A 20998-nucleotide genomic window follows, 5' to 3' on the forward strand; every position below is an offset into this window, starting at 1 on the left:
GCGAGCGACGGGGTTGTCGCTCAGTGGTCTTCTGCGTCCCAGCTCGCGCGCACCACCGAGGCGAACCTCTCGATACGGTCGGGCTGGAGCACGGAGTAGTGGTCACCGCCGAGGGTGTGGACGGCGACCAGGTCCTTGAGGCGGCCGGCCCACGCCGACGTCACGTCCTGGGACGCCCCGTCGGCGGCGCGGACCAGTACCGCGGGAACACGGTAGGTGCCGGGCCGATGGGCCGACAGGGCACGGGAGTTGGCGGTGAAGCGGGCCAGCAGCGCGCCGATCGTCTCGTCGTCGGTGTCCGGCCCGAGCAGCCCGCCGAGGCGCAGCCGCTCGGTCAGTACGGCGGCCGGGTCCTCCTCCGCCGCCAGGTCGTGCCCGGCCAGCGGGTCGGGGGCGCCGGCGATGTGCGCGACGTCCCGGGCGAACCAGGCCAGCAGCTCGGCGTGGGACACCTCGCCGTGGTCCTCGTCGGGGTGCTCCATCAGGTCGAGCGCGACGACCGGTGCCACGGCGAAGCCGCGTTCCGCCAGCCGCTCGGCGACCTCCAGCGCGAGGACCCCGCCCATCGACCAGCCGGCGATCCGTACCTCCGGGCCCGTGGCGTCGTCGGCGATCGCGTCGGCGTACAGATCCGCGAGCTCGTCCAGACCGAACGAGGAGCCCAGGCCGTCGGGGACCTGGACGCCGGTTACCGGCATGCCGAGGAGCTGCGACAGGCCGCGGTAGCAGACGACGTCGCCGCCCACCGGGTGGATCCAGTACGAGGTGGGGCCGGTCCCTTCGGAGCGGATCGGCACCAGCGTCGTGCGCCGCGCCCGCCCGTCGCGGACCGCCCCGGCCATGGCGGCGACCGTGGAGTGGGTGAACAGCACCGACAGCGGGAGCGTCGTTCCCAGGGCGGCCCTGATCCGGGACACCAGCTGCACACCGAGCAGGGAGTTCCCGCCGAGCGCGAAGAAGTCGTCGTCCCGGCCGGCGGGGGCGTTCGGGAGGAGCTGGGCCCACAGCTCGGCCACCGCCCGCTCGGTTCCGTCCCGCGGCGGCTCGGCCGAGGCCCGGGGTGCCGACGCCCGGCAGACCTCCTCCAGGGCACGGCGGTCGACCTTGCCGTTGGCGGTGATCGGCACGGCGTCCAGCTCCACCAGCCGGCTGGGAACCATGTACGCGGGCAGCTGCGCGCGCAACGCCGCGGTGAGCGCGTCGAGATCCGCCCCCGGGCTCTCCGGGACGACGGCGGCCACCAGGGTCCTGGACTCCATGGACCCGCCGATCGCCGCGGCGACCGCCGCGCGGACGCCGGGCATCGCGCCCAGCGCGCTCTCGATCTCGCCCAGCTCGATCCGGTACCCCTGGATCTTGACCTGGCCGTCCTGGCGGCCGAGGAACTCCAGGTTGCCGTCGGGCAGGTACCGGCTCAGGTCCCCGGTGCGGTAGAGCCGCCCGTGCGGGGTGTCCACGAAGCTCGCCGCGGTCCGGTCGGGATCGGCCAGATAGCCGCGGGCCAGACCGTCACCGGCGATGTACAGATCTCCCGGAACCCAGATGGGCCGGTGCCGCAACTGCTCGTCCAGCACCAGGAAGGACTGGTTCCGCAGCGGCTTCCCGTACGGGATCGACGACCACGACGGGTCCACGGCGTCGACCGGGTACGCGATCGACCAGATGCTGGCCTCGGTGGCGCCGCCGAGCGAGTGGACCCGTGCGCCGGGGGCGCACCGGCGCGCCCGGTCGGGCAGCCGGGTGGGTATCCAGTCACCGCTGAGCATGATCGTGCGCAGCGAGCCGACCGTGGCGTCCCGGCCCTCCAGGTGGTCGACCAGCATCTGGAGCAGGGCGGGCACCGAGTTCCAGACCGTGATGCCGTGCTCGTCCACCAGCTCCGCCCACGCCTGCGGGTCGCGCTGCTGATCCGGTGTGGGCAGCACCAGCGTGCCGCCCGCCGCCAGGATGCCGAAGACGTCGAAGACCGACAGGTCGAAGTTGAGCGCCGAGAGCCCCAGCGCCCGGTCCGCGGGCCCGATCCCGTACCGCTCGCCGACGTCCTGGAGCGTTCCCAGGGCGGCGCGGTGCTCGATCACCACGCCCTTGGGCTGACCGGTGGAGCCGGAGGTGAAGATGACGTAGGCGATGTCGTCCGGTTCGGCCGTCGCCAGGGGGAGTTCACCGGCGGCCGCACCGTCCGGGGCCGCCTCCGTGACGTCCAGCACCGGGCCCTCGTCGAGCCACGGGTGCGCCGCACGGACCCCGGGGTCCGCGACGGTCAGCACCGCGCCCGACAGCTCCAGCGTCCGGCGGGCCCGCTCGGGCGGCAGGTCCGCGGCGACGGGCACATACGCCTTGCCGGCCTTCAGCACCGCGAGGACGGCCACGACCTGGTCGATCCCCTTGGGCAGCATGACCGCCACCAGCTCCTCGGAACCGGAACCGGTACGGGCCGCGATACGGCGGGCCAGCTCATGGGCGCGCCGGTCGAGCCCGGCGTAGTCGAGGGACTCCTCACCGCACACCACGGCGACCGCGTCCGGACATCGCTCGGCGGCCCGTTCGAAGCCGTGGTGGAGCAGCCCGGTGGGGCGCTCCCCGGCGGTGGCGTTGGCCTCGCGGCGCGGTGCGAGCTCCTGCTCGCCCAGCTCGATCTCCGGCACGTCGGCCCACGCCCGCTCGTCGTCGCAGAGCCGCTCGATGAGGCCGCGGTAGCTCGCGAACATGGACGCGACCATGGGTTCGGGGAGCAGTTGGCGTACGTAGTCCCAGTTCAGGCGCAGCCCGCTGGCGTCCTCGATCACCTGGTGGTCCAGCCACACCTGGGGCGTCCGGATGAACGAGGACACCTCGTGGCCGTCGCCGGTGAGGGCGATCAGGTGGTCGGTCAGCGCACTGGACGCGTGGCCCTCGTCCGAGGAGAAGTTGAGCGTGCTGGCGTAGACCACGGGTGCGCGGCCCGCCTTGGCGGAACCGTGCAGCGTGGACAGCTCGCGCAGGACCTGCACCCCGCTGAACGCGCTGTGCTCCAGGTCGCGCCAGAGCTGGCCCTGCAACTGCTTGGCACGGGCCGCGAAGTCGGCGGTGCCCCTGGTGTCCACCTCCAGCAGGGTGGTGGTGGAGAAGTTGCCCAGCACCGAACGCACCTCGGGGTGGACCGGCCTGCGGTTGAAGAACAGCAGCGTCAGCGTGAAGTGCGGGTTCGCCGACCAGCGGGCGATGGTCTCGGCGTACGCGGCGGCGACGGCCGCCGAGGGGGTGACCCCCGCGGCGCTCGCGCGGGCCTTGAACCGCTCCCAGCGCTCCGGCGGGATCGTCCCGCTGAGATGGGCGAACTCCGGCCGCCCGATCGCGGCCGGGTCGGCGGTCAGCGGCAGTTCCGGCGCCGGGGGCAGGGCGGCGATCCGGTCCGTCCAGTACGCCCGTGCCTCGGCGTACGCAGGCTCGGACTCCAGGGCCCGGATGTGCCCGACGTAGTCCCGGAAGGTCAGTTCGAGCGGGGCGAGCTCCTGCCCGTGGTACGACTGCGCCAGCTCGGCGAAGAGGAGCGCCGTGCTCCAGGCGTCGATGATGAGGGCGTCGATGCCGACGTGGAGGCGGCTCACCCCGCCGGGCAGCTCCGTGACGGCCAGGTGGAACAGCGGCCACACGGTCGGGTCGAAGACCTGCGAGGACAACGTCCCGGACCGTTCGGCCAGTTCGTCCGCCAGCCGCTGCTCCGGCACCGAGGTGAGGTCCAGGCGGTCGACGCGGTAGCACCCGACCTCCGCCTCCGGGAGGATCCGCTGCCGGCCGTCGTCGGTCATCACCGCGCGCAGCATGTCGTGCCGGGCCACGGCCGCGTCGACGGCCGCCTCGAACCGGGCGATGTCCAGCCCGCGCAGATCGGTCTCGATGAAGAAGAAGGTCGAGACACCGCCGAGCTCGATCCCCTCCGACCGGCCGACGAGATACGCCTGCTGAAGGTCGGTCAGTTCGAACGGCTCGTACCGGGCGGCGGGGTCGACGGCCAGCTCACGGCCGGGCGCACCGGCCGGGGCCGTCTCGTCGGCCCGGGGCACCGGCACCGGCCGGTGGGCGGCGGCGGGGGAGTGCTCCCCGACGTAGGCGGCCAGCTCGGTGAGGCTCGCCCCGTCCAGGAACACGGCGAGCGGGATGGACACGTCGCCGAGGGCGGCGACGGCGTCCTTGATCTCCAGCGCCATCAGCGAGTCCAGCCCGAGGTTCTGCAACGGCTCGTCCCGGGGGATGCTGTCCGGGTCGGTGCGCAGCGACCGGGCGCAGGCCCGGGTCACCACCGTCAGCGGGTCCAGCGCCTCCTCCCGCGCGGCCGGACGCGCGGACGGCTCGGGAGCCGTCACCGGCTGCCACGCCTGCGCGTCCACGGCCCCGGCGTCCGCCCCGGCGCCGGTCCGCCCGTGGGACGGGGCCTGGGCGAGCGTCACGCCGGACACCGACACCCAGCAGGCACCGGCCTCGTCGAGCAGGTACACATCGGCCACCAGGGTGCGCGCGTCGGCCGCGCCCTCGCGGAGCCGCAGCCGCACCTGGAGCGGACCGGACGGCAGCCCGGGGCGTACGGCGAACGCGTCGATCCCCACCACCATGAAGGCGGTGTCCGACGCGCCACGGGCGGTCAGGGGCGCGAAGAGCGCCTGGAACATCGCGTCGGTCAGACCGGGCGGCACCACGTACCGGCCGGCCTCCTCCGGGGTGGCGGGCCGGATCCGGGCCCAGGCGTGGTCGCGGTCGAAGGCGACCTCCTCCAGCCACTTGGCGCCGTCGCCCAGGTACAGGCCGCGGGACCACATCTGCCGGTAGAACTCGCCGCCGGTCATCCGGTGCGGAAGGTCCGCGGCCGGATCGGCGGGGGCCGCCGGGGCCGTCCCGCCACCGGAGACGCGGCCGCGGCAGTGCAGGTGCCAGGCCAGGGCCGGGTCGCCCGGGTCGGACCGGTAGGCGAAGCCCAGCGTCCCGTCCGGCGCGGGCTCCAGGGTGAGCGACACCGTGGGGCGGTGCTCCCTGTCGTACCCGAGGCGCCGCAGCACCGTGACGCTCTCCAGCCGGACGGTGTCCCGCCGCCCGACCGCGCGGGCCGCCTGCACGGCGGCCTCCAGGAAGAAGCCCACGTTGACGATGGGCTCGCCGCCGATCACGCAGTCGGCGAGGGCGGGGTCGTCGGCGCTGTCCAGCGTCGTCAGGAAGGCCGCGCCGGAACCGGGGGCCGGTACGCGCGTCCCGAGCAGGGAGCCGGAGCCGCCCGGCAGGACGGCGGCGGGCTCCCGCCGGGCCACGCCGACGCCGGCCCTGCGGCTCGGCTCGTACCAGTGCCGGGACCGCTGGAACGGGTACGTCGGGGCGTCGGCCGGCGCGGCGGACCGGCCGGACCACAGCTGGAGCCAGTCGATGTCCAGCCCGGCGGTGTACGCCTCGGCCACCGCGGTGGCGACGGTCTCGTGGTCGGCGCGGCCGGGCCGCAGGGACGCGCCCCACAGCCCCGCGCGCTGCTCCTCGGGGACGAACCTGCGGGCCGCCGCGACGAGCGTCGGGGCCGGTCCCAGCTCCAGGACGTGGTCGGCCCCGCTCTCCATGAGCGTCGTCATCGCACCGTGGAAGTCGACCTGCTGGAGCGCGTGCTCCCGCAGATAGGCCGCGTTCCACTCCCCGGGGCCCACCGGCCGCGCCGTCAGCGTCGACACCAGCGGAACGGCGGGGGCGGCGAAGGAGAGGGCGGACAGTTCGCGCTCGAAGGCGTCGAGCATCGGCCGCATCAGCGGCGAGTGGAAGGCCCGGCCGCTCGGCAGCGTCTTGCCGCGCAGCCCGCGCGCGGCGGCCCGGTCCAGTACGCCGCGCACGTCCTCGGGGTGGCCCGAGACCACCACGTGCTCCGGCCCGTTGACGGCGGCCACCCCGACGCGGTCCGGGTCCTCGATCAGCTCGCGCACGGCCGCCACGGGCGCGAAGACCGCCGCCATCGCACCCGGCCCGGTCAGCTCCGCCATCAGCCGGCCACGGGCGGCAGCCACGGCGAGCGCGTCCCCGATGTCCAGGATTCCGGCGACCGCGGCCGCGGCGATCTCACCCACGCTGTGCCCGACGACGACGTCGGGCTCGATGCCCAGCGAGCGCCACATCCGTGCCAGCGACCACTCCAGCGCCACCAGCGCCGGCTGGGTGTAGCGGGTGTCGTGCACCGCCGGGTCGTCGGCGGCGAACATGACGTCCAGCAGCGGACGGTCCAGCAGACCGTCGACCAGGTCGGCGCAGTGCTGGAGGCTGCTGCGGAAGACGGGCGAGGACGCGAAGAGACCGGCCCCCATGCGGGGGTACTGCGACCCCTGCCCGGTGAACAGGAACGCGGTCCGGCCGCGCGACCGGGACACCGTGCCGAGCGGCCCGGACTCCCCGTCGACCAGCCGCCGCAGCTCGGCGCGCATCTCCGGCGCGGTCCCGGCGACGGCGGCGTACCGGACGGGCCAGTGGTCCCGGGCCGCGCCGGCCGTGTAGGCCAGGTCCGCCAGCGCCGTGCCGGCCGCCGGGGTCCCGTCGTCCTCGCCGAGCCGCGCCAGGTACTTCCGGCCCAGTTCGAGGACACCGTCCGCGGTACGGGCCGACAGCGGCAGCACACAGGTGCCGGGGGTGTCCCGCGGGGCGCCGTCCGCCTCCCGGGGCGGGGCCTCCTCCACGATGACGTGCGCGTTGGTGCCGCTGGCGCCGAACGAGCTGATGCCCGCGCGCCGGACCCGTTCGCCCGCGGGCCAGGGCCGGCCCTCGACCGGTACGGCGAGCTTGAGCCGGTCCAGGTCGATCTCGGGGTTGACCTGCGACAGCCCGGGATGGGGCGGGATCCGGCCGTGGCCCAGGCTGAGCAGGACCTTGATGAGACCGGTGACACCGGCCGCCGGTTCGAGGTGGCCGAGGTTGGTCTTCACCGACCCCACGAGCAGCGGGGTGGTACGGGACTGCGGGCACAGCACGTCCGCCAGCGCACCCGCCTCGATCGGGTCGCCGAGCGCCGTGCCGGTGCCGTGCGCCTCGACGTAGTCGATGTCCTCGGCGGCCAGCCCGGCCGCGGACAGGGCGGTGCGTATGACGTCCCGCTGCGCCTTGGCGTTGGGCACGGTGATGCCGCTGGCCCGGCCGTCCTGGCCCACCGCGCTGCCGCGGACGACCCCGAGGATCCGGTCCCCGTCGACCCGCGCGTCCGACAGCCGCTTGAGGACGACGACACCGCACCCCTCGGACCGCACATAGCCGTTGGCGGCGGCGTCGAAGGTCTTGCACCGGGCGTCCGGCGAGAGCATGTTCGCCTTGTTGAGCACGGTGTACCACTCAGGCGAGAGCAGCACGTTGACGCCACCGGCCAGCGCCATGTCGGCGTCCCGGCTCCGCAGCGCCTGCACGGCGAGGTGGACGGCGACCAGCGACGAGGAGCACGCGGTGTCCACGGACAGGCTGGGGCCGTGCACGCCGAGCCAGTAGGCGATCCGGCCGGCCGCGAACGTCGACGCGTTGCCGGTGAGCGCGTACGCCTCCAGCTCCTCGGGCGCCACATGGGTGAGCAGCGACTGCATGTAGTCGTTGTTGGTCACGCCGACATAGACGCCGACCTTGTCGCCCTTGAGGGAGGCGGGCCTGGCACCGGCGTTCTCCAGCGCCTCCCAGGCGACCTCCAGCAGCAGCCGCTGCTGCGGGTCGATGTAGCGCGCCTCGCGCGGGGAGATCCCGAAGAACCCGGCGTCGAAGCTGTCCACCGACTCCAGGAAGCCGCCCGAGGGCACCCCTTCCGGGAACCCGCCGGGCACGTCGTCCAGCCGGGCGGGCGGGTACGGTCCCACCGCGTTCCGGCCCTCGGCCAGCAGCTCCCACAGCGCGGCGGTGTCGTCGGCCCCGCCGGGCATCCGCGCGCCCATGCCGACGACGGCGATCGGTTCGGTGGTCTCGGCCCGCAGCGCGTCCCGTTCGCTGGTCAGGGACTTGATGCGGTCCAGCGCCGAGCTCAGCAGCTCCCGCGCGTGTTCGGGTATCTGGGTGGTCATGCGTGTCCCCCGGGCGTCGGCTGGTACGACCGCTCGATCTCGGCTTCGAGCGCGTTGATGAGTTCGTCGTCGGCGAGCGCGGCCGGTGCCGAGGGCGGCGGCTCGACGGGGCCGGGCCCGGCCGGCGCGGTGCCGGGGGCCTCGCCGGACGGTTCTTCCGGGCAGACCGAGGCCACGAGGAACGCGGCCAGCTCCGATGTCGTCGGGTACTCGAACATCACCCGGGTGGGCAGGGGAAGTCCGAAGGTCCGGGCCAGGTCGTTCTTGACCCGGGTGGCGAGCATGGAGTCCATGCCGAGGGCGAAGAACCCCGCGTCCAGGTCGAGTTGGTTCGGATCCAGTCCCAAGGTGCCCGCGACGGCGGCGATGACGGCCGAGACCGCCTCCCGCCGGGTCCACTCCGTGGCCGTCGGCGCCGGGGCGGCAGCGGCGGTGGAGGTGGTGGCGGTGGGGGCGTCGGCGGCGGATGCCGGACCGGCCGCCCAGGGGTTGCCCCACCGGTCCTCGGTGAACCAGGAACGCGTCCGGGCGAAGGGGTGCGACGGCAGCGGCACCATGGGCACCGCCGGGTCCGCCGGGCCGTCGCCCCGGTGCGGCCAGGGGCCGCGCCGCCGATGGGTGTACATGAACCCGAAGTTCCGCTGCACGGCGATGTCGTCGGCGAGGTCGCGGTGGAGCGTCCAGGTCGCCGCGGCCGGACCGTCGGCCTCCGCGCACAGCCCTTCGAGCGCGTCGACGAGCGTCGGATGGGGAGACATCTCGATGAAGGTGTCGTGGCCCTCGGCGAGCAGCGCCTCGACCCCCTGGGTGAAACGGACGGTCTCGCGCATGTTGGCGTACCAGTAGTCCGGCGCGGGGGCCGAGGTGAGGGGCGCGCCCGTCACCGTGGACACCATCGTCACCTGCGGGGCCGAGGACCGGATCCCGTCGAGCGCTTCCAGCAGCCCGGTGCGCAGCCCGTCGATCTGGGGGCTGTGCGAGGCGACGTCCACGGCGACGAACTTGCTGAACACGTTCTCGGCCGCGAGCCCGGCGGCGACCCGCTCCAACGACGCACCCGCCCCGGACAGCACGGTGGAGTGCGGCGAGTTGATCACCGCCACGCAGATGTCGTCGTACCCCTCGCACAGCAGGCGGGCCCGCTCGTGGCCGACGCCCACGACGAGCATCCGGCCCTGCCCGGCGATACGGGCCAGCAGCCGCGAGCGCTCGCAGATCACCCGCACGGCGTCCGGCAGCGGCAGGGCACCGGCGACGTACGCCGCCGCGACCTCGCCCATGCTGTGCCCGATGACCGCGTCCGGGACCACCCCGGCCGCGCGCCACATCGCGGCCAGCCCGACCGCGATCGTGAACAGCGCGGGCTGGACGAACTCGGTGGGCAGCCGCCCCTGGTCGCCCTCGGCGATCAGTTCGAGCACGCTGCGGCCCAGCACCGGGCGCATGGCCAGGTCCACCTCGCGGGTGGCCTCGGCGAACGCGGGGTCGGTGGCCTGGAGCCGGGCCGTCATGCCGATCCAGTGCGGCCCCTGGCCCGGGAAGACGAAGACCGTACGGCCCGTCGCCCTGGCCGGTCCGGTCACCCCGGCCGGACCGGGGCCGCCCGCGGCCGCCTCGCGCAGCAGCGCGACGAGCTCCGCCGGTGAGGCTCCGGAGACCGACAGCCGGCTGGTCAGCACGGTCCTGCGGTGGTCGGCCGCCCGGACGACGTCCCGGACGTACGCCGGGTCGGCGCCGTCCAGCAGATCGGCGTACCGGCCCGCGAGCCGGGCCAGGGCGGTCGGCGTGGCGGCCGAGATCCGCAGGGTCAGCGGTACCTCGCCGGCCCCGGCTTCTTCGGGCCCGGCGTCCGGAAGGTGCCCGTCCACCGGCCCCAGGATCACGTGCGCGTTGGTCCCGCCCGCGCCGAACGCGGAGACGGCGGCGAGCCGCTGCCCGTCCTCCGCCTCCCAGGCGCGGGCCCGGTCTTGCGGCAACTCCAGCCGTACGCCGTCCAGTTGGAGGTGCGGGTTGGCCTTCTTCAGGTGCAGCGACGGGTAGACGGTCCGGTGGTGCACGGACAGGGCCGCCTTCACCAGCCCGGCGATCCCCGCCGCGGCCTCCAGATGACCCATGTTGGTCTTCAGCGACCCCAGGTGGCAGGCCGGGCCGGAGACCGTGCCGTAGACCTGGGCGAGCGCCTCGACCTCGATCGGGTCGCCGAGGCTGGTGCCCGTGCCGTGCGCCTCCACGAGGCTCACCTGCGAGGGCTCGGCCCCGGCGTTCCTCAGCGCGGACGTGATGCACTCCCGCTGGGCGCGCCCGCTGGGAGCGGTGAGCCCGTTCGTCCGGCCGTCCTGGTTGACCGCCGAGCCGCGAATGGTCGCGTAGATCCGGTCGCGGTCGCCGATCGCGTCGGAGAGCCGCTTCAGGACGACGGCGACCACGCCCTCGCCGCGCACATAGCCGTCGGCGGCGGCGTCGAAGGTCTTGCACCGGCCGTCCGGGGAGAGCGGCAGCCCCTTGGAGTGGGCGACCGTACTGGCCGGGGACAGCAGGAGGTTCACCCCGGCCGCGACCGCCGAGTCGCACTCGCCGGAGCGCAGCGCCTGGACGGCCAGGTGCACCGCGACCAGGGAGGACGAACAGGCCGTGTCGACGGAGAGGCTGGGGCCGCGCAGGTCGAGCTGGTAGCTCAGCCGGTTGGCGATGATGCAGTTGGTGCCGCCGACCACGGTGTACAGGTCGACGGTCTCCGGCCGGGCCAGCTGCATGGTGAGGTAGTCGGTGGAGTTGGCGCCGACGTAGACACCGGTCCCCGAACCGGCCAGCCGGCCGGCGGGCATCCCGGCGTCCTCGAACGCCTCCCAGGCGACCTCCAGCAGAAGGCGCTGCTGGGGATCGACATGGGCGGCCTCGCGCGGCGAGATCCCGAAGAACGCCGCGTCGAAGGTGTCCACGTCGTCGATGAGCCCGGCGTGCCGCATGTGGGTGCGTCCGACCGCCTCGGGGTCGGGGTCGTAGAAGGCGCCGTGGTCCCAGCGGTCCGACCCGATCTCGCGGATCGCGTCGACCCCGGCGGCCAGCGACTCGTGCAGGGCGCCGGGCGTGGTGATGCCGCCGGGCAGCCGCACGCCGAGGCCGACGATCGCGATGGGTTCCCGCCGCGCCCGGGTCAGCTCCTCGACCCGGGCCCGGAGGCCCCTGACGGCCGTCAGGGCGGTGCTCAGTGCTATGTCGGACTCGCCCTGCTCCGTCATATCTCCCCCATGAGTTCTTCCAGTTCCGCCAGTTCCCGGCGGAGGGCGTCGAGATCGTTCCCGTCCGGGGACGCTTCCCCGGCGGCGGGCTCCCGGCCCGCGGTAACCGGCCGCTCGGCGGCGCCCGGCCGGTGCGCCGTACGGTCCGCCCCGGCCTCCACGGCCTCCTCCAGCCGGGCCGTGAGCTCGGCGGCGAGGGCGTCGACGGTGGGGTAGTTCCACACCACGGTCGAGGACAGCACCGTCCCGAGCAGGCGCTCCAGGCGGTTGCGGAGCTCCAGCCCCATGATCGAGTTGAGCCCGAGGCTGTGGAACGGCTCGGCCGGGTCCACCTCGGCGGTCGTGAGGCCCGCGATCTCGCCCACGGCCTCCTGCACCACCCGGGCCGTCCGCGCGAGCCGCTCCGCCGGTGACAGCGCCGCCAGTTCGTCCCGCAGCGCCGGCGCGGCCCCGTCGGCCGTGCCGGACCGCGCGATCGGGATCAGGCGGATCTCGACCCCCCGGATGCGTACGGCCACCCGGTCACCGCTGATCAGGTCGACGTCCGCGAGTCGGGTGTCCGGGCCCGGGCCGGTGGTGATGGTCGCCACCGCCCGCGGATCGGCACCCACCCCGGACAGCACGGACACCTCGCGGACCACCGTGGTGAGCAGGGACCGGTCGGCCCCCACGGCACCCGGGCCGGTCAGCAGGGGCGCCGCGGCGACCTGGAGGGCCGCGTCCAGCAGCCGGGGGTCGACCGGGAGCCGGGCGTCGGCGTGGCGCGGGTTCCATTCGATCCCGGCGCTCGCGCCGTCCTCCCCGGCGTCGAGAAGGCGTATGCGGCGGTACTGCGGGCCGAAGTCCAGCCCCCGCGCGCCGAACTCCGCGTACAGCTCGTCGGCCGGGGCCCCGTCACCGGCGGGCCGGGCGGGGAGCGGTTCGCCGGTGGTGGCCCGTTCGACCGTGGCGGTCCCGACGCGCACCCACGTCCCGCCCTCCCCGCCGAAGAACTCGACCCGGGACGTCCCGGCGTCGGTCCACACGGTGGTCTGGAGCGCCGTGTCCTCGCCGGGCACCTCCAGGGACGCCGTCAGCACGAGGTCGCGCACGGAGACCGGACCGTCCGCCGGCCCCGGACCGGCGACCTGGAGCGCGGCGGCCGCGAAGGCGGCGGCGGGCACCATGGCCCGGCCGCCGACGACATGGTCCTCCAGCGACCACGTCGACGGGCTCAGCCGGCCGGCGTACACGGACAGCGCGGGATCGTGCGGAACCTGCGTACGGACCCCGAGCGGATCGCCGCTCCCGCGGTCGACGGTGCCGGTCAGGACCGGCGAGGAGACCCGCTGCCACGGATAGGGCAGGGGCAGCGGCGCGGGGTGGCCCGCGGGGTTCAGCGCGGCCCGGTCGACCGGCACACCGGCGTCGTGGAGCCGGCCGAGGGCGGCCAGCAGCGTCGGCCACTCCGGCTGCTCCTTGCGGAGCACCGGGACGACGAGCGGGTCCCGGCCCGCGCCCGTCTCCTCGACGGCCGGACTGAGCACCGCGTGCGGGCTGATCTCGACGAAGCAGGAGAACCCGTCGTCCAGCAACAGGCCCACGGCGTCCGCGAACAGCACGGGGTCGCGGAGGTTCCGGGCCCAGTAGCCGGCGTCCATCTCCGCCCCGTCGGCGACCCGGCCCAGGACGGTCGAGTACAGCGGCAGTGTCGAGGAGACCGGGGAGACGTCCGCGACGGCCTCGATCAGCGCGGGGAGGATCGGGTCCATCTGCGGGCTGTGCGAGGCGACCTGGACCCGGACGGGCCGGTTGAAGACCCCCCGTCCGGTGAGTTCGGCCGCCGTCCGCTCGATGTCGGCGGCGGCCCCGGACAGCACGGTCGAACGGGCCGAGTTGCTGACGGCCACCGATATGGAGGGCGTGCCGGCGCAGACGGCCTCGGCCTCGGCGAGCGTCAGCTCGGTGGCCAGCATCGCCCCCGTCCCGCTGAGGCCGTCCATCAGCCGGGAGCGGCGGCCGATGACCGCCGCCGCGTCGTGCAGCGACAGGGCACCGGCGATGTGCGCGGCCGCCGCCTCGCCCATGCTGTGGCCGACCACCGCGTGCGGGGCGACACCGTAGTGCTCCAACGTCCGGGCCAGCGCCACCTGCACGGCGAACAGCAGCGGCTGGGCGGTCGCGACGTTGGTGAACGCCTCGTCGTCACCGCCGTCGAGCAGCAGCGGCAGGACCCGCGCGCCGCACGCCTCGCGCACCGCCGCGTCGCACCGCCGCAACTCCCGGGCGAACACCGCGTCGCGGGCGTACAGATCGCGGCCCATGCCCAGCCACTGCCCGCCCTGGCCCGGGAAGACGAAGACGACGCGGGGGGCCGTACCGGCGGCGGCCGACGCGCCCGCACCGTCGAGGGCGTCCGCGTGCTCGGCCAGCCGGGCCACCGCCCCGTCACGGTCGCCCGCGACGAAACTCGCCCGGTACGGAAGGGTCGCCAGGCCCTCCAGCACGGGGGCGACGGCGGCGGGCGTGCCCTCCGCGGGCCACCACCGCGCGACCTCCCGGCAACGCTGCGCCAGCGCCGCCGGGGTGTGCGCGCTCAGGGTCAGCAGCGCCTCCCGGGACGGCGGCACGACCGCCGCGCACACGGCGGCGACCCCCTCCGGGCCGTGGCCGGAGCGCGAGTACGCCGGAACGACCGGCACCCGTTCGCCGTACGTCTCGTGCAGGGCGCTGCCCAGGATGGGGTGGGCGTTGATCTCGACCAGGGCGTCCGGGGCGCTCAGCAGCGGGTGCGCCAGCGCGCCGGCGAAGTCCACCGGTTCGCGCAGGGCCTTCGCGAAGTACCCGGCGGTGAAGTCCCCGGCGGCCATGATCCGGCCGTCCAGCGCCGACACCATCGGGAGCGCCGGCGGGTACTGGTCGATCTCCCCGAGCGCCTCGACCAGATCGTCGCGGACCTCGTCGATGTCCGGGCCGTGCGCGGCGAGCCCCACGTTGATCCGGCTGGCCCGGTGGCCCTCCTCGGAGAGGACCGAGACCAGCTCGTCCAGCTCGTGGACCCGGCCCGACAGGTTGGTCGAACGCGCCGAGCTGAGCCCGGCGACCGCGATCCCCGGCCGGCTCGCGAGGTACGGGGCCAGCTCCTCGCGGGAGAGCGCCACCACGGCCATACCGCCGCCCCGGCCGGTCAGCCGCTGCTGCGCCGCCGCGTAGTGGGCCACGATCCGGCCGCCCTCGTACGCGGTGAGCGCCTCGACCACGACCGCCCCGGCGATCTCGCCGAGCGAATGGCCGACGACCACGGCGGGCCGGATGCCACGGGCCGCCAGGCTCCGGGCCAGGCCGACCTGGACCGCGTAGACCGCGGGCTGCGCCACGGCCACGCCGTACGGTTCGAGGTCGGTACCGGAGGCGATGAGCTCCAGGAGCGAGAGGCCGAGCACCGTCTCCGCGCCGAGCGAGCACGCGGTGACCGCGGCCCGGAACTCCGGGTCGGAGCGCAGGAGTTCGCGGCCCATTCCGGCCCACTGCCCGCCGAACGGCGAGAAGACGAAGGCCGGTCCACGGCCGGTGCCGTCGGCCGCACCGGCTTCATCGGCCGCACCGGCCGTTTCGACGGTGGCTTCCCGGTCCGGTGTGCCCGGGCGGTGGTACGGCCCGACCACGACGTGCGCGTTGGTCCCGCCCCAGCCGAAGCTGCTGACCCCGCCGAGGAAGGGCTCGTCGGACGGCAGCCGCACGGGCGCGAGGGGCAGGGCGAGGTTGAGCGCGTCCAGGTCGATGTGCGGGTTGGTCCCGCCGGACAGGACGCACGGCGGGACGACACCGTGACGCATGACCAGGGCGGCCTTGACCAGCCCCGCCACCCCCGCGGCGCCTTCGAGATGGCCGATGTTGGCCTTGAGCGTGCCGAGGTGGACCGGGGCGGTGGCACCCCGCACCGCGGCGGCCAGCGCCGATGCCTCGATCGGATCGCCCAGCGCGGTCCCGGTGCCGTGCGTCTCGACGAACCGCACCTCGGCGGGGTCGGTCCCGCCCCGGGCGTGCGCGTCCCTGATGACGGCCTGCTGCGCGACGGGACTGGGCGCGGTCAGCCCGTTGGTGTGCCCGTCGTTGTTGACCGCCGTCCCACGGAGCAGGCACCAGATGTGGTCGCCGTCCCGCTCCGCGTCGGAGAGGCGCTTGAGGACCAGGGCCGCGGCACCCTCGCCGCGGCCGAAGCCGTCCGCCAGGTCGCCGAACGCCTTGCTGCGCCCGTCGGGGGCCAGTCCTCCGAAGGCGGTGAGGTCGTCCATGGTGGCCGCCGACTGGAGGAGGTTGACCCCGCCGACGACGGCGGCGTCGATCTCGCCCAGCCGCAGCGCCTGGGCGGCCATGTGCACGGCCACCAGGGAGGACGAGCAGGCGGAGTCCAGCGTGACCGACGGCCCGCGCAGGTCGTACAGGTAGGAGATCCGGTTCGCGACCATCGACAGGCTCGAACCCGTCGCCGTGTGCATCGTGTGCCGCCCCGGCCTCGACGCCGCGCCGTGCTCGTTCCAGATGCTTCCGACGTACACCCCGGTCGCACTGCCCCGCAGCCCCGTCCGGGGGAGCGACGACGCCTCGACGGCCTCCCAGCACACCTCCAGGAAGAGCCGCTGCACCGGATCGAGCGCCGCGGCCTCCCGGGGCGAGAGGTGGAAGAACCGGTGGTCGAACTCGTCGAGCCGCTGGCTGAGATAGCCCGCGTCCGGCATCGCCTCCCGGGCGTCCGGGAACCGCCCCTCCGGGGGCGGGCCGATCGCGTCCTTGCCGGCGAGGACCAGCTCCCACAGCTGCGCGACGGAGTCGGCACCCGGAAGCCGTGCCGCCATCGACACGATCGCCAGGGGCTCACCCGGCCGCGCCTCGGCGGTCCGTCGGCCCTCCGGCACGTCGGCGCCGTTCTCCGGGGCGACCACCGCGGCGGCGAACCCGTTCACCGTCGGGGAGGCCCACAGCGTGGCGACGGGGACGTCACGGCCTAGGCGCACCGCCAGACGGCTGACCATCGCCACGGCGGCCTGCGAGGTGAGACCGAGCGAGAAGAAGGTCGCTTCCCGGTCCAACTGCTCGACAGGGAGGGACAGTTCGGCGCAGAGATGCGCGGCGACCCAGTCGGCGACGGCCGCCGTGTCCCGGTCGGCCGGAGTGCCGGTCATGCGCACCGCCCGGTGCGAGGCCGGATTGTTTCGATGCCGTAAGTGGGTAGATCCGCAAGCGGATCGGCGGTACATCGGTACGGCAGCCCGGAAGACATGCTGGAGAACCCCCCGAATCCCCTAATGATCGTCAACGAGGTTGACGATATCAAAGGGGTCGGCGTCCGGGAGAGGAAAATGTTCGTACCAACCGGTATTTAAGGGGGAGTTGGCGTGCTGTTATCGGTGACGGAGTCCCGCATTCCGTACGGTGCGGGGCTGTGACCTGGAGGGATGGTGCCCGCACTGTGCGCCGGGCCACCGGGGCCGCGCCCCGGAACGAGTTCTTCAAGAGCCGGGCGGTGGCGCGATGACGCCCGGCGGTATCCGGTCATCCGCCGCCCCGCGCCGCCGCCCGCTTCCATCGCCCCGGGGCCGGACGGGCTCACCGGGTCCGAGCGCTGCTCCGGCCACTCCGGTGGGGCCTGGGCCCGGCGGCGCCACGGAGAACGTCACCCCTCGCCCATCGGGAACCCGCATCCTCCTGAACCGGCACAAACAGCCTCGGAGGCTTCTGAACGGCCGGGCGTCATCGAGGAATTGATCCCCGGATCACGGCCGCCAGGACACCCGGTGTTCCGCGAGCCGGGCCAGGACCGCGTGGTTGGCCTCCCAGCCGTCCGGGAACTTGACCGTGACGCCCAGCTGGACCGGCTCGGTGGAGGGGTGCTCGTCCAGCAGCTCCGCGACGCCCGCGCGGCAGACCACGACGCAGGCGTGGCGGTGGCGGGAGGCCAGGACGCAGAGGCGGCCCGTCTCCAGGTGGAAGGCCGTCGCGTCCGGGCGGCCGGACAGGGGGTGCAGCACCACCGTCACGTCGAACTCGCGGCCCTGGAGCCGGTTGGCCGTGTCGACCGCGACGCCGCTCACCCCCAGCTCCGCCAGGGCCGCCCGCACCGCCGCCGCCTGGTCGCGGTGGGCGGTGCCGACGGCGATCCGGTCCGCCGTCACCGGCACCGGGTCCGGGGCGCGCTCGCTCGTCGCCAGCCCGCCCCGGTCCAGGAGCCGGCGGACCACCAGGGCGACCGCCCGGACCGCCTCCGGGTCCGTGCGCGGGGTGTGCCGGGCCGGCAGCTCCAGCAGGCCCCAGCCCGACTCCGCCGCCTCGTCCAGCACCCGGTCCGGGGCCGAGCCGTCCGACGCCGAGGCGAACGACAGCCGCCGGTCGCCGTGGTCCGTCCCGCTGCGGAACGGGGTGTACGGGTAGAACGCGTCCGACACCAGCGGTGCCGCCGAGGCGGGCAGCCGCCAGGACACCGGCAGCCGGTGCTGCGGCAGCCGGGGATTGTGCGCCAGCAGCGTGGAGACCGCGCTCGCCGACGGGTCGTACGACAGCCCCGCCCACTGGTCCGCGCCCACGATCGAGAACGGGTCCAGCTGCCCCGGGTCGCCGACGAACAGCGCCCGCTCGAAGAGCCCCGCGACGGCCAGCAACGCGTCCGACCGCATCTGGTACGCCTCGTCGACGATCGCGTGGCCCCACGGCTCGACGTTCTTCACATGGGCCCACTTGGCGGCCGTGGAGATCACCACGTCGAGCCCGGCGAGATCGGCCGCCTTCGCCGACTTCCGTACGTTGTCCAGCCCGTCCAGCACCTTGTCGTACGGGTCGGAGTCGCTGCTGTGCAGCCGGCCCACCGGCAGCTCCGGCTCCTTCTCCGCCAGCCGCACCACCAGGTCGTCCACCTGGGCGTTGGTCTGCGCGACCACCATGAGCTGCCGCCCGGCCGCCGCCAGCTCCAGCGCGGCCCGCACCACCAGCGTCGACTTGCCCGCGCCCGGCGGGGAGTCCACCACGATGCCGCGCTCCCTCCCGCCCAGGGTGTCGGCGAGGATCGCCTCCGTCGCCCGCGCGGCCCGGGTCCCCGGGTCGAGAACGTCCGTCACAGCAGGTCCTCCGTGGTCACCGGGTCGGGAAGCTCGCTCTGCCCGGGGGCGCCCGGCGGGCCGCCGTGCGTCCAGGGCGTGTCCTCCGGGTCGGGCAGCTTCGGGCCGCCGCGCTGCTCGTGCTCGAAGAGCGTCCAGGCGATCCGGTCACCCGGCCCCGGCACCGAACCGGGGGCCGGCTCCTTGCCCCGGCCCATCCGGTCCAGCACCCGCAGCACCAGGCCGCCGTCGTCGTCGTACGCCACGAACTCGGCGGTCTGCGCCCGGCCGTCCAGCGAGCGGTACACCCGGGTGCGCTCACCCAGATGCGGCTGCTCGTCCGTACGGACCGTGAGCAGCGGGCGCGGGGCGGGGCGCTTGGACTCGCTGTACGCCATCACCACCTCCGTCACCTCCGCCACGAACGCCTCACCGGCCAGCCGCCGCCCGGCCAGCACCAGCGGATCGTCCAGCGCCTCCTGGGCCTCCAACTGGGCCTGCGCCGTCTCCCGCGCGGCCAGCTTCTGCGCCGCCGTCACCGCGTCGTCCCGGCGGGGCTGCGGCGGCTCACCCGAGCGCACCCGGTCCCGGTGCCCGGTGAACGACCAGCGGTCCCGCGTCCACCGCTCCTCGGCCCGGGGCCCCTCGGGCAGCTCCCGCAGCACGTCCAGCGCCCGCCACACCGCGTCCCAGGTCGGCCGCGTCACGTGGTCGAGCAGCGCCCGGATCTCCCGCTCGGCGGTGGTCAGCCCGCCCAGCAGGGCATCGGCCGCCAGGCCGTCCTCGGCCGCGGCGAGCGACGTACGCGCCCGGTCGTACCGCTCGATGGCGGGCGCCAGCAGCCGGTTGTCGAACGCCGGGTCCGTGGCCGGACCGGCCGGCGGGCACAACAACTGCCCCTCGCCGTCCCGCCCCAGCTCCGCCCGGTACGCCGCCGCCGCGCCCGACTCGCCCGCCGGCGGGTCGATCCAGGCCAGCAGCGCGCCCAGGTGCTGGTCCTCCAGGCTGCTCTGCCCGGTCGCCCAGTGCCGGTTCAGCAGATCCGTCGCGGCCAGCAGCAACGAGGAGCCGGGCACCCGGGCCCGCTCCCCGTAGTGCGTCAGCCAGCGGCCCAGCAACGGCACCCGGGCGGGCGCCGGGTACGGGGCGTCCGGATCGTCCTCCGCGGTACGCCGGAACCGCATCGAACGGCCCAGCAGCCGGACGTACTCGATGCCCGCCCGGCTCGGCACGATGAGCTGCGGCGCGTCCACGCACAGCTCGACCTCGACCTTGGCCCGCTTCCCCGTCTCCGGATCGGTCTCGTTCCGCTCGGCGGGCTCGACCACGTCCTCGTACGAGCCGATGTGCGGCAGCACCGCCTCGGCCAGCTCGGCGAGGAAGGCGAACCGCAGATCACGGTCGCGCGGCTGCGCCACCGTGAGCAGCCGGGGCGCCTCCCGGTCCGTGCCGACGAGGGCACCCAACGGGGCGCCCGCCTCGCCCGCCGTGGTCAACGGGACCAGGACCAGCGGCCGGTCGGTGAGATGGCGGTGGCAGACCGTGGCCAGCGGCCGCGCCCGGCCGCTCTCCACCGCCTCCAGCCGGGCCAGGGTGCCGATCAGCGACATGCCGCACCGCCCGCCAGCGCCTCGGCCCGCAACGCCGCCGCCCGGCGCAGCGCGGCGACCGTCGGGTCCGCCGGATCGCCCTCCTTGCCGGAGGCGGCCGCCAGCACCTCGCCCACCGTGGTCAGCCCGCCCAGCTCCCCGCGCACGCTCCGCCCCAGCGCCTCCACCGCACCGGCCGCCCGCGCCTTCGCCCGGCAGTGGAAGGCCAGCTCGCAGGCGGCCAGGCACTCCGGGGCGTACGCCGCGTCGACCGATTCCACCGCGGCGTCCAACCGCTCCCGGGGGCACGCCGGATCGAAGGTGGTGCCCTCGGGCAGGGCCGCCGCGATGTCCTCGATCCGGGCCAGCCGGCCGAGCTGGCGGCGGGTGACCGCGCGCTGCTTGCGCACGTCCACCACCGAGGCGGTCGGCAGGTTGGAGAAGTCCTTCGGGCAGACCAGCAGCACCCGGTGGTCCACCTCGGCGCCCTCGATCCGCTCCGCGACCCGCTCCAGCGCCAGCACGTAGACGGCGGACTGCCGGGCCGCCGCACCGACCTTCGCCGCGTCGGCCGAGCCGTCGATCATCGGGAACGACTTGATCTCGACGACCGTCCACGTCCCGTCCGGGCGCACCGCCACCGCGTCCGGCTCCAGATAGGCGGGGGAGCCCGCCACCTCCAGCGCCAGCATCGGATGGTCCAGCAGCGCCCAGCCGCCCGCCTCCGTCGCCTCCCGCAGCGCCAGCGCGGTACGGGCCGCGCGGCCCTCGGGGCCCGCCGCCGACAGGTCCGGCACCGCGACCTCGCGCGGCGGCTCGCCGCCGGGGCCGAGCCGCTCGTGCAGCAGCCGGATCAGCTCCGCGCCGCCGTCTGCCTTGACCTTGGCCTCGAAGGCGTTGCCCCGGACGAAGGCGAACTGCGACTGGCCGAACGGCGCCGGTGAGCCGAGCGCCGCCGCCAGCGCGGCCTTGTCGACCCCGGCCCCGTCCAGCAGGGCGCGGCGGCGGCAGCCGGGGTTGGCGGCGAGGGCGGCCAGCGCGCGGGCGTCCAGCGGACGCGGCGGGACGGCCGGTCCGCGCAG

General features: G+C 75.0%; 6 protein-coding genes. All 6 read right to left on the minus strand.

Annotated elements, in window-relative coordinates; translation table 11 throughout:
• Positions 1 to 20: 20 nt before the first annotated feature.
• The 6 genes from ACF08W_RS15145 to ACF08W_RS15170 all read right to left on the minus strand — a co-directional run bounded on the left by ACF08W_RS15145 (position 21) and on the right by ACF08W_RS15170 (position 20998).
• Complete coding sequence (locus ACF08W_RS15145) at positions 21 to 8021, minus strand: amino acid adenylation domain-containing protein (RefSeq protein ID WP_392279467.1); 8001 nt, start codon at positions 8019 to 8021, stop codon at positions 21 to 23.
• Complete coding sequence (locus tag ACF08W_RS15150; RefSeq protein WP_392279468.1) at positions 8018 to 11260, minus strand: type I polyketide synthase; 3243 nt, start codon at positions 11258 to 11260, stop codon at positions 8018 to 8020. Before ACF08W_RS15150 ends, ACF08W_RS15145 begins: the two co-directional genes overlap by 4 nt.
• Positions 11257 to 16422, minus strand: coding sequence for an acyltransferase domain-containing protein (locus ACF08W_RS15155; RefSeq protein WP_392279469.1), 5166 nt, complete (start codon positions 16420 to 16422; stop codon positions 11257 to 11259). The genes ACF08W_RS15150 and ACF08W_RS15155 overlap by 4 nt, the downstream gene beginning before the upstream one ends.
• 591 nt (positions 16423 to 17013) lie before the next feature.
• On the minus strand, positions 17014 to 18348 hold the full coding sequence (locus ACF08W_RS15160; RefSeq protein WP_392279470.1) for an AAA domain-containing protein: 1335 nt from the start codon (positions 18346 to 18348) through the stop codon (positions 17014 to 17016).
• Positions 18345 to 19937, minus strand: a complete 1593-nt coding sequence (locus ACF08W_RS15165; RefSeq protein WP_392279471.1) for a hypothetical protein — start codon at positions 19935 to 19937, stop codon at positions 18345 to 18347. The genes ACF08W_RS15160 and ACF08W_RS15165 overlap by 4 nt, the downstream gene beginning before the upstream one ends.
• Positions 19928 to 20998, minus strand: a complete 1071-nt coding sequence (locus ACF08W_RS15170; protein ID WP_385210374.1) for a hypothetical protein — start codon at positions 20996 to 20998, stop codon at positions 19928 to 19930. The genes ACF08W_RS15165 and ACF08W_RS15170 overlap by 10 nt, the downstream gene beginning before the upstream one ends.

Source organism: Streptomyces sp. NPDC015144, from assembly GCF_043079735.1.
In the GTDB taxonomy this organism is placed as follows: Bacteria; Actinomycetota; Actinomycetes; order Streptomycetales; family Streptomycetaceae; genus Streptomyces.

Excerpts from the sequence above, each read along its gene's own strand:
- ACF08W_RS15145 (WP_392279467.1), bottom strand. The coding sequence starts at position 8,021 with ATGACCACCCAGATACCCGAACACGCGCGGGAGCTGCTGAGCTCGGCG.
- ACF08W_RS15150 (WP_392279468.1), bottom strand. The coding sequence starts at position 11,260 with ATGACGGAGCAGGGCGAGTCCGACATAGCACTGAGCACCGCCCTGACG.
- ACF08W_RS15155 (WP_392279469.1), bottom strand. The coding sequence starts at position 16,422 with ATGACCGGCACTCCGGCCGACCGGGACACGGCGGCCGTCGCCGACTGG.
- ACF08W_RS15165 (WP_392279471.1), bottom strand. The coding sequence starts at position 19,937 with ATGTCGCTGATCGGCACCCTGGCCCGGCTGGAGGCGGTGGAGAGCGGC.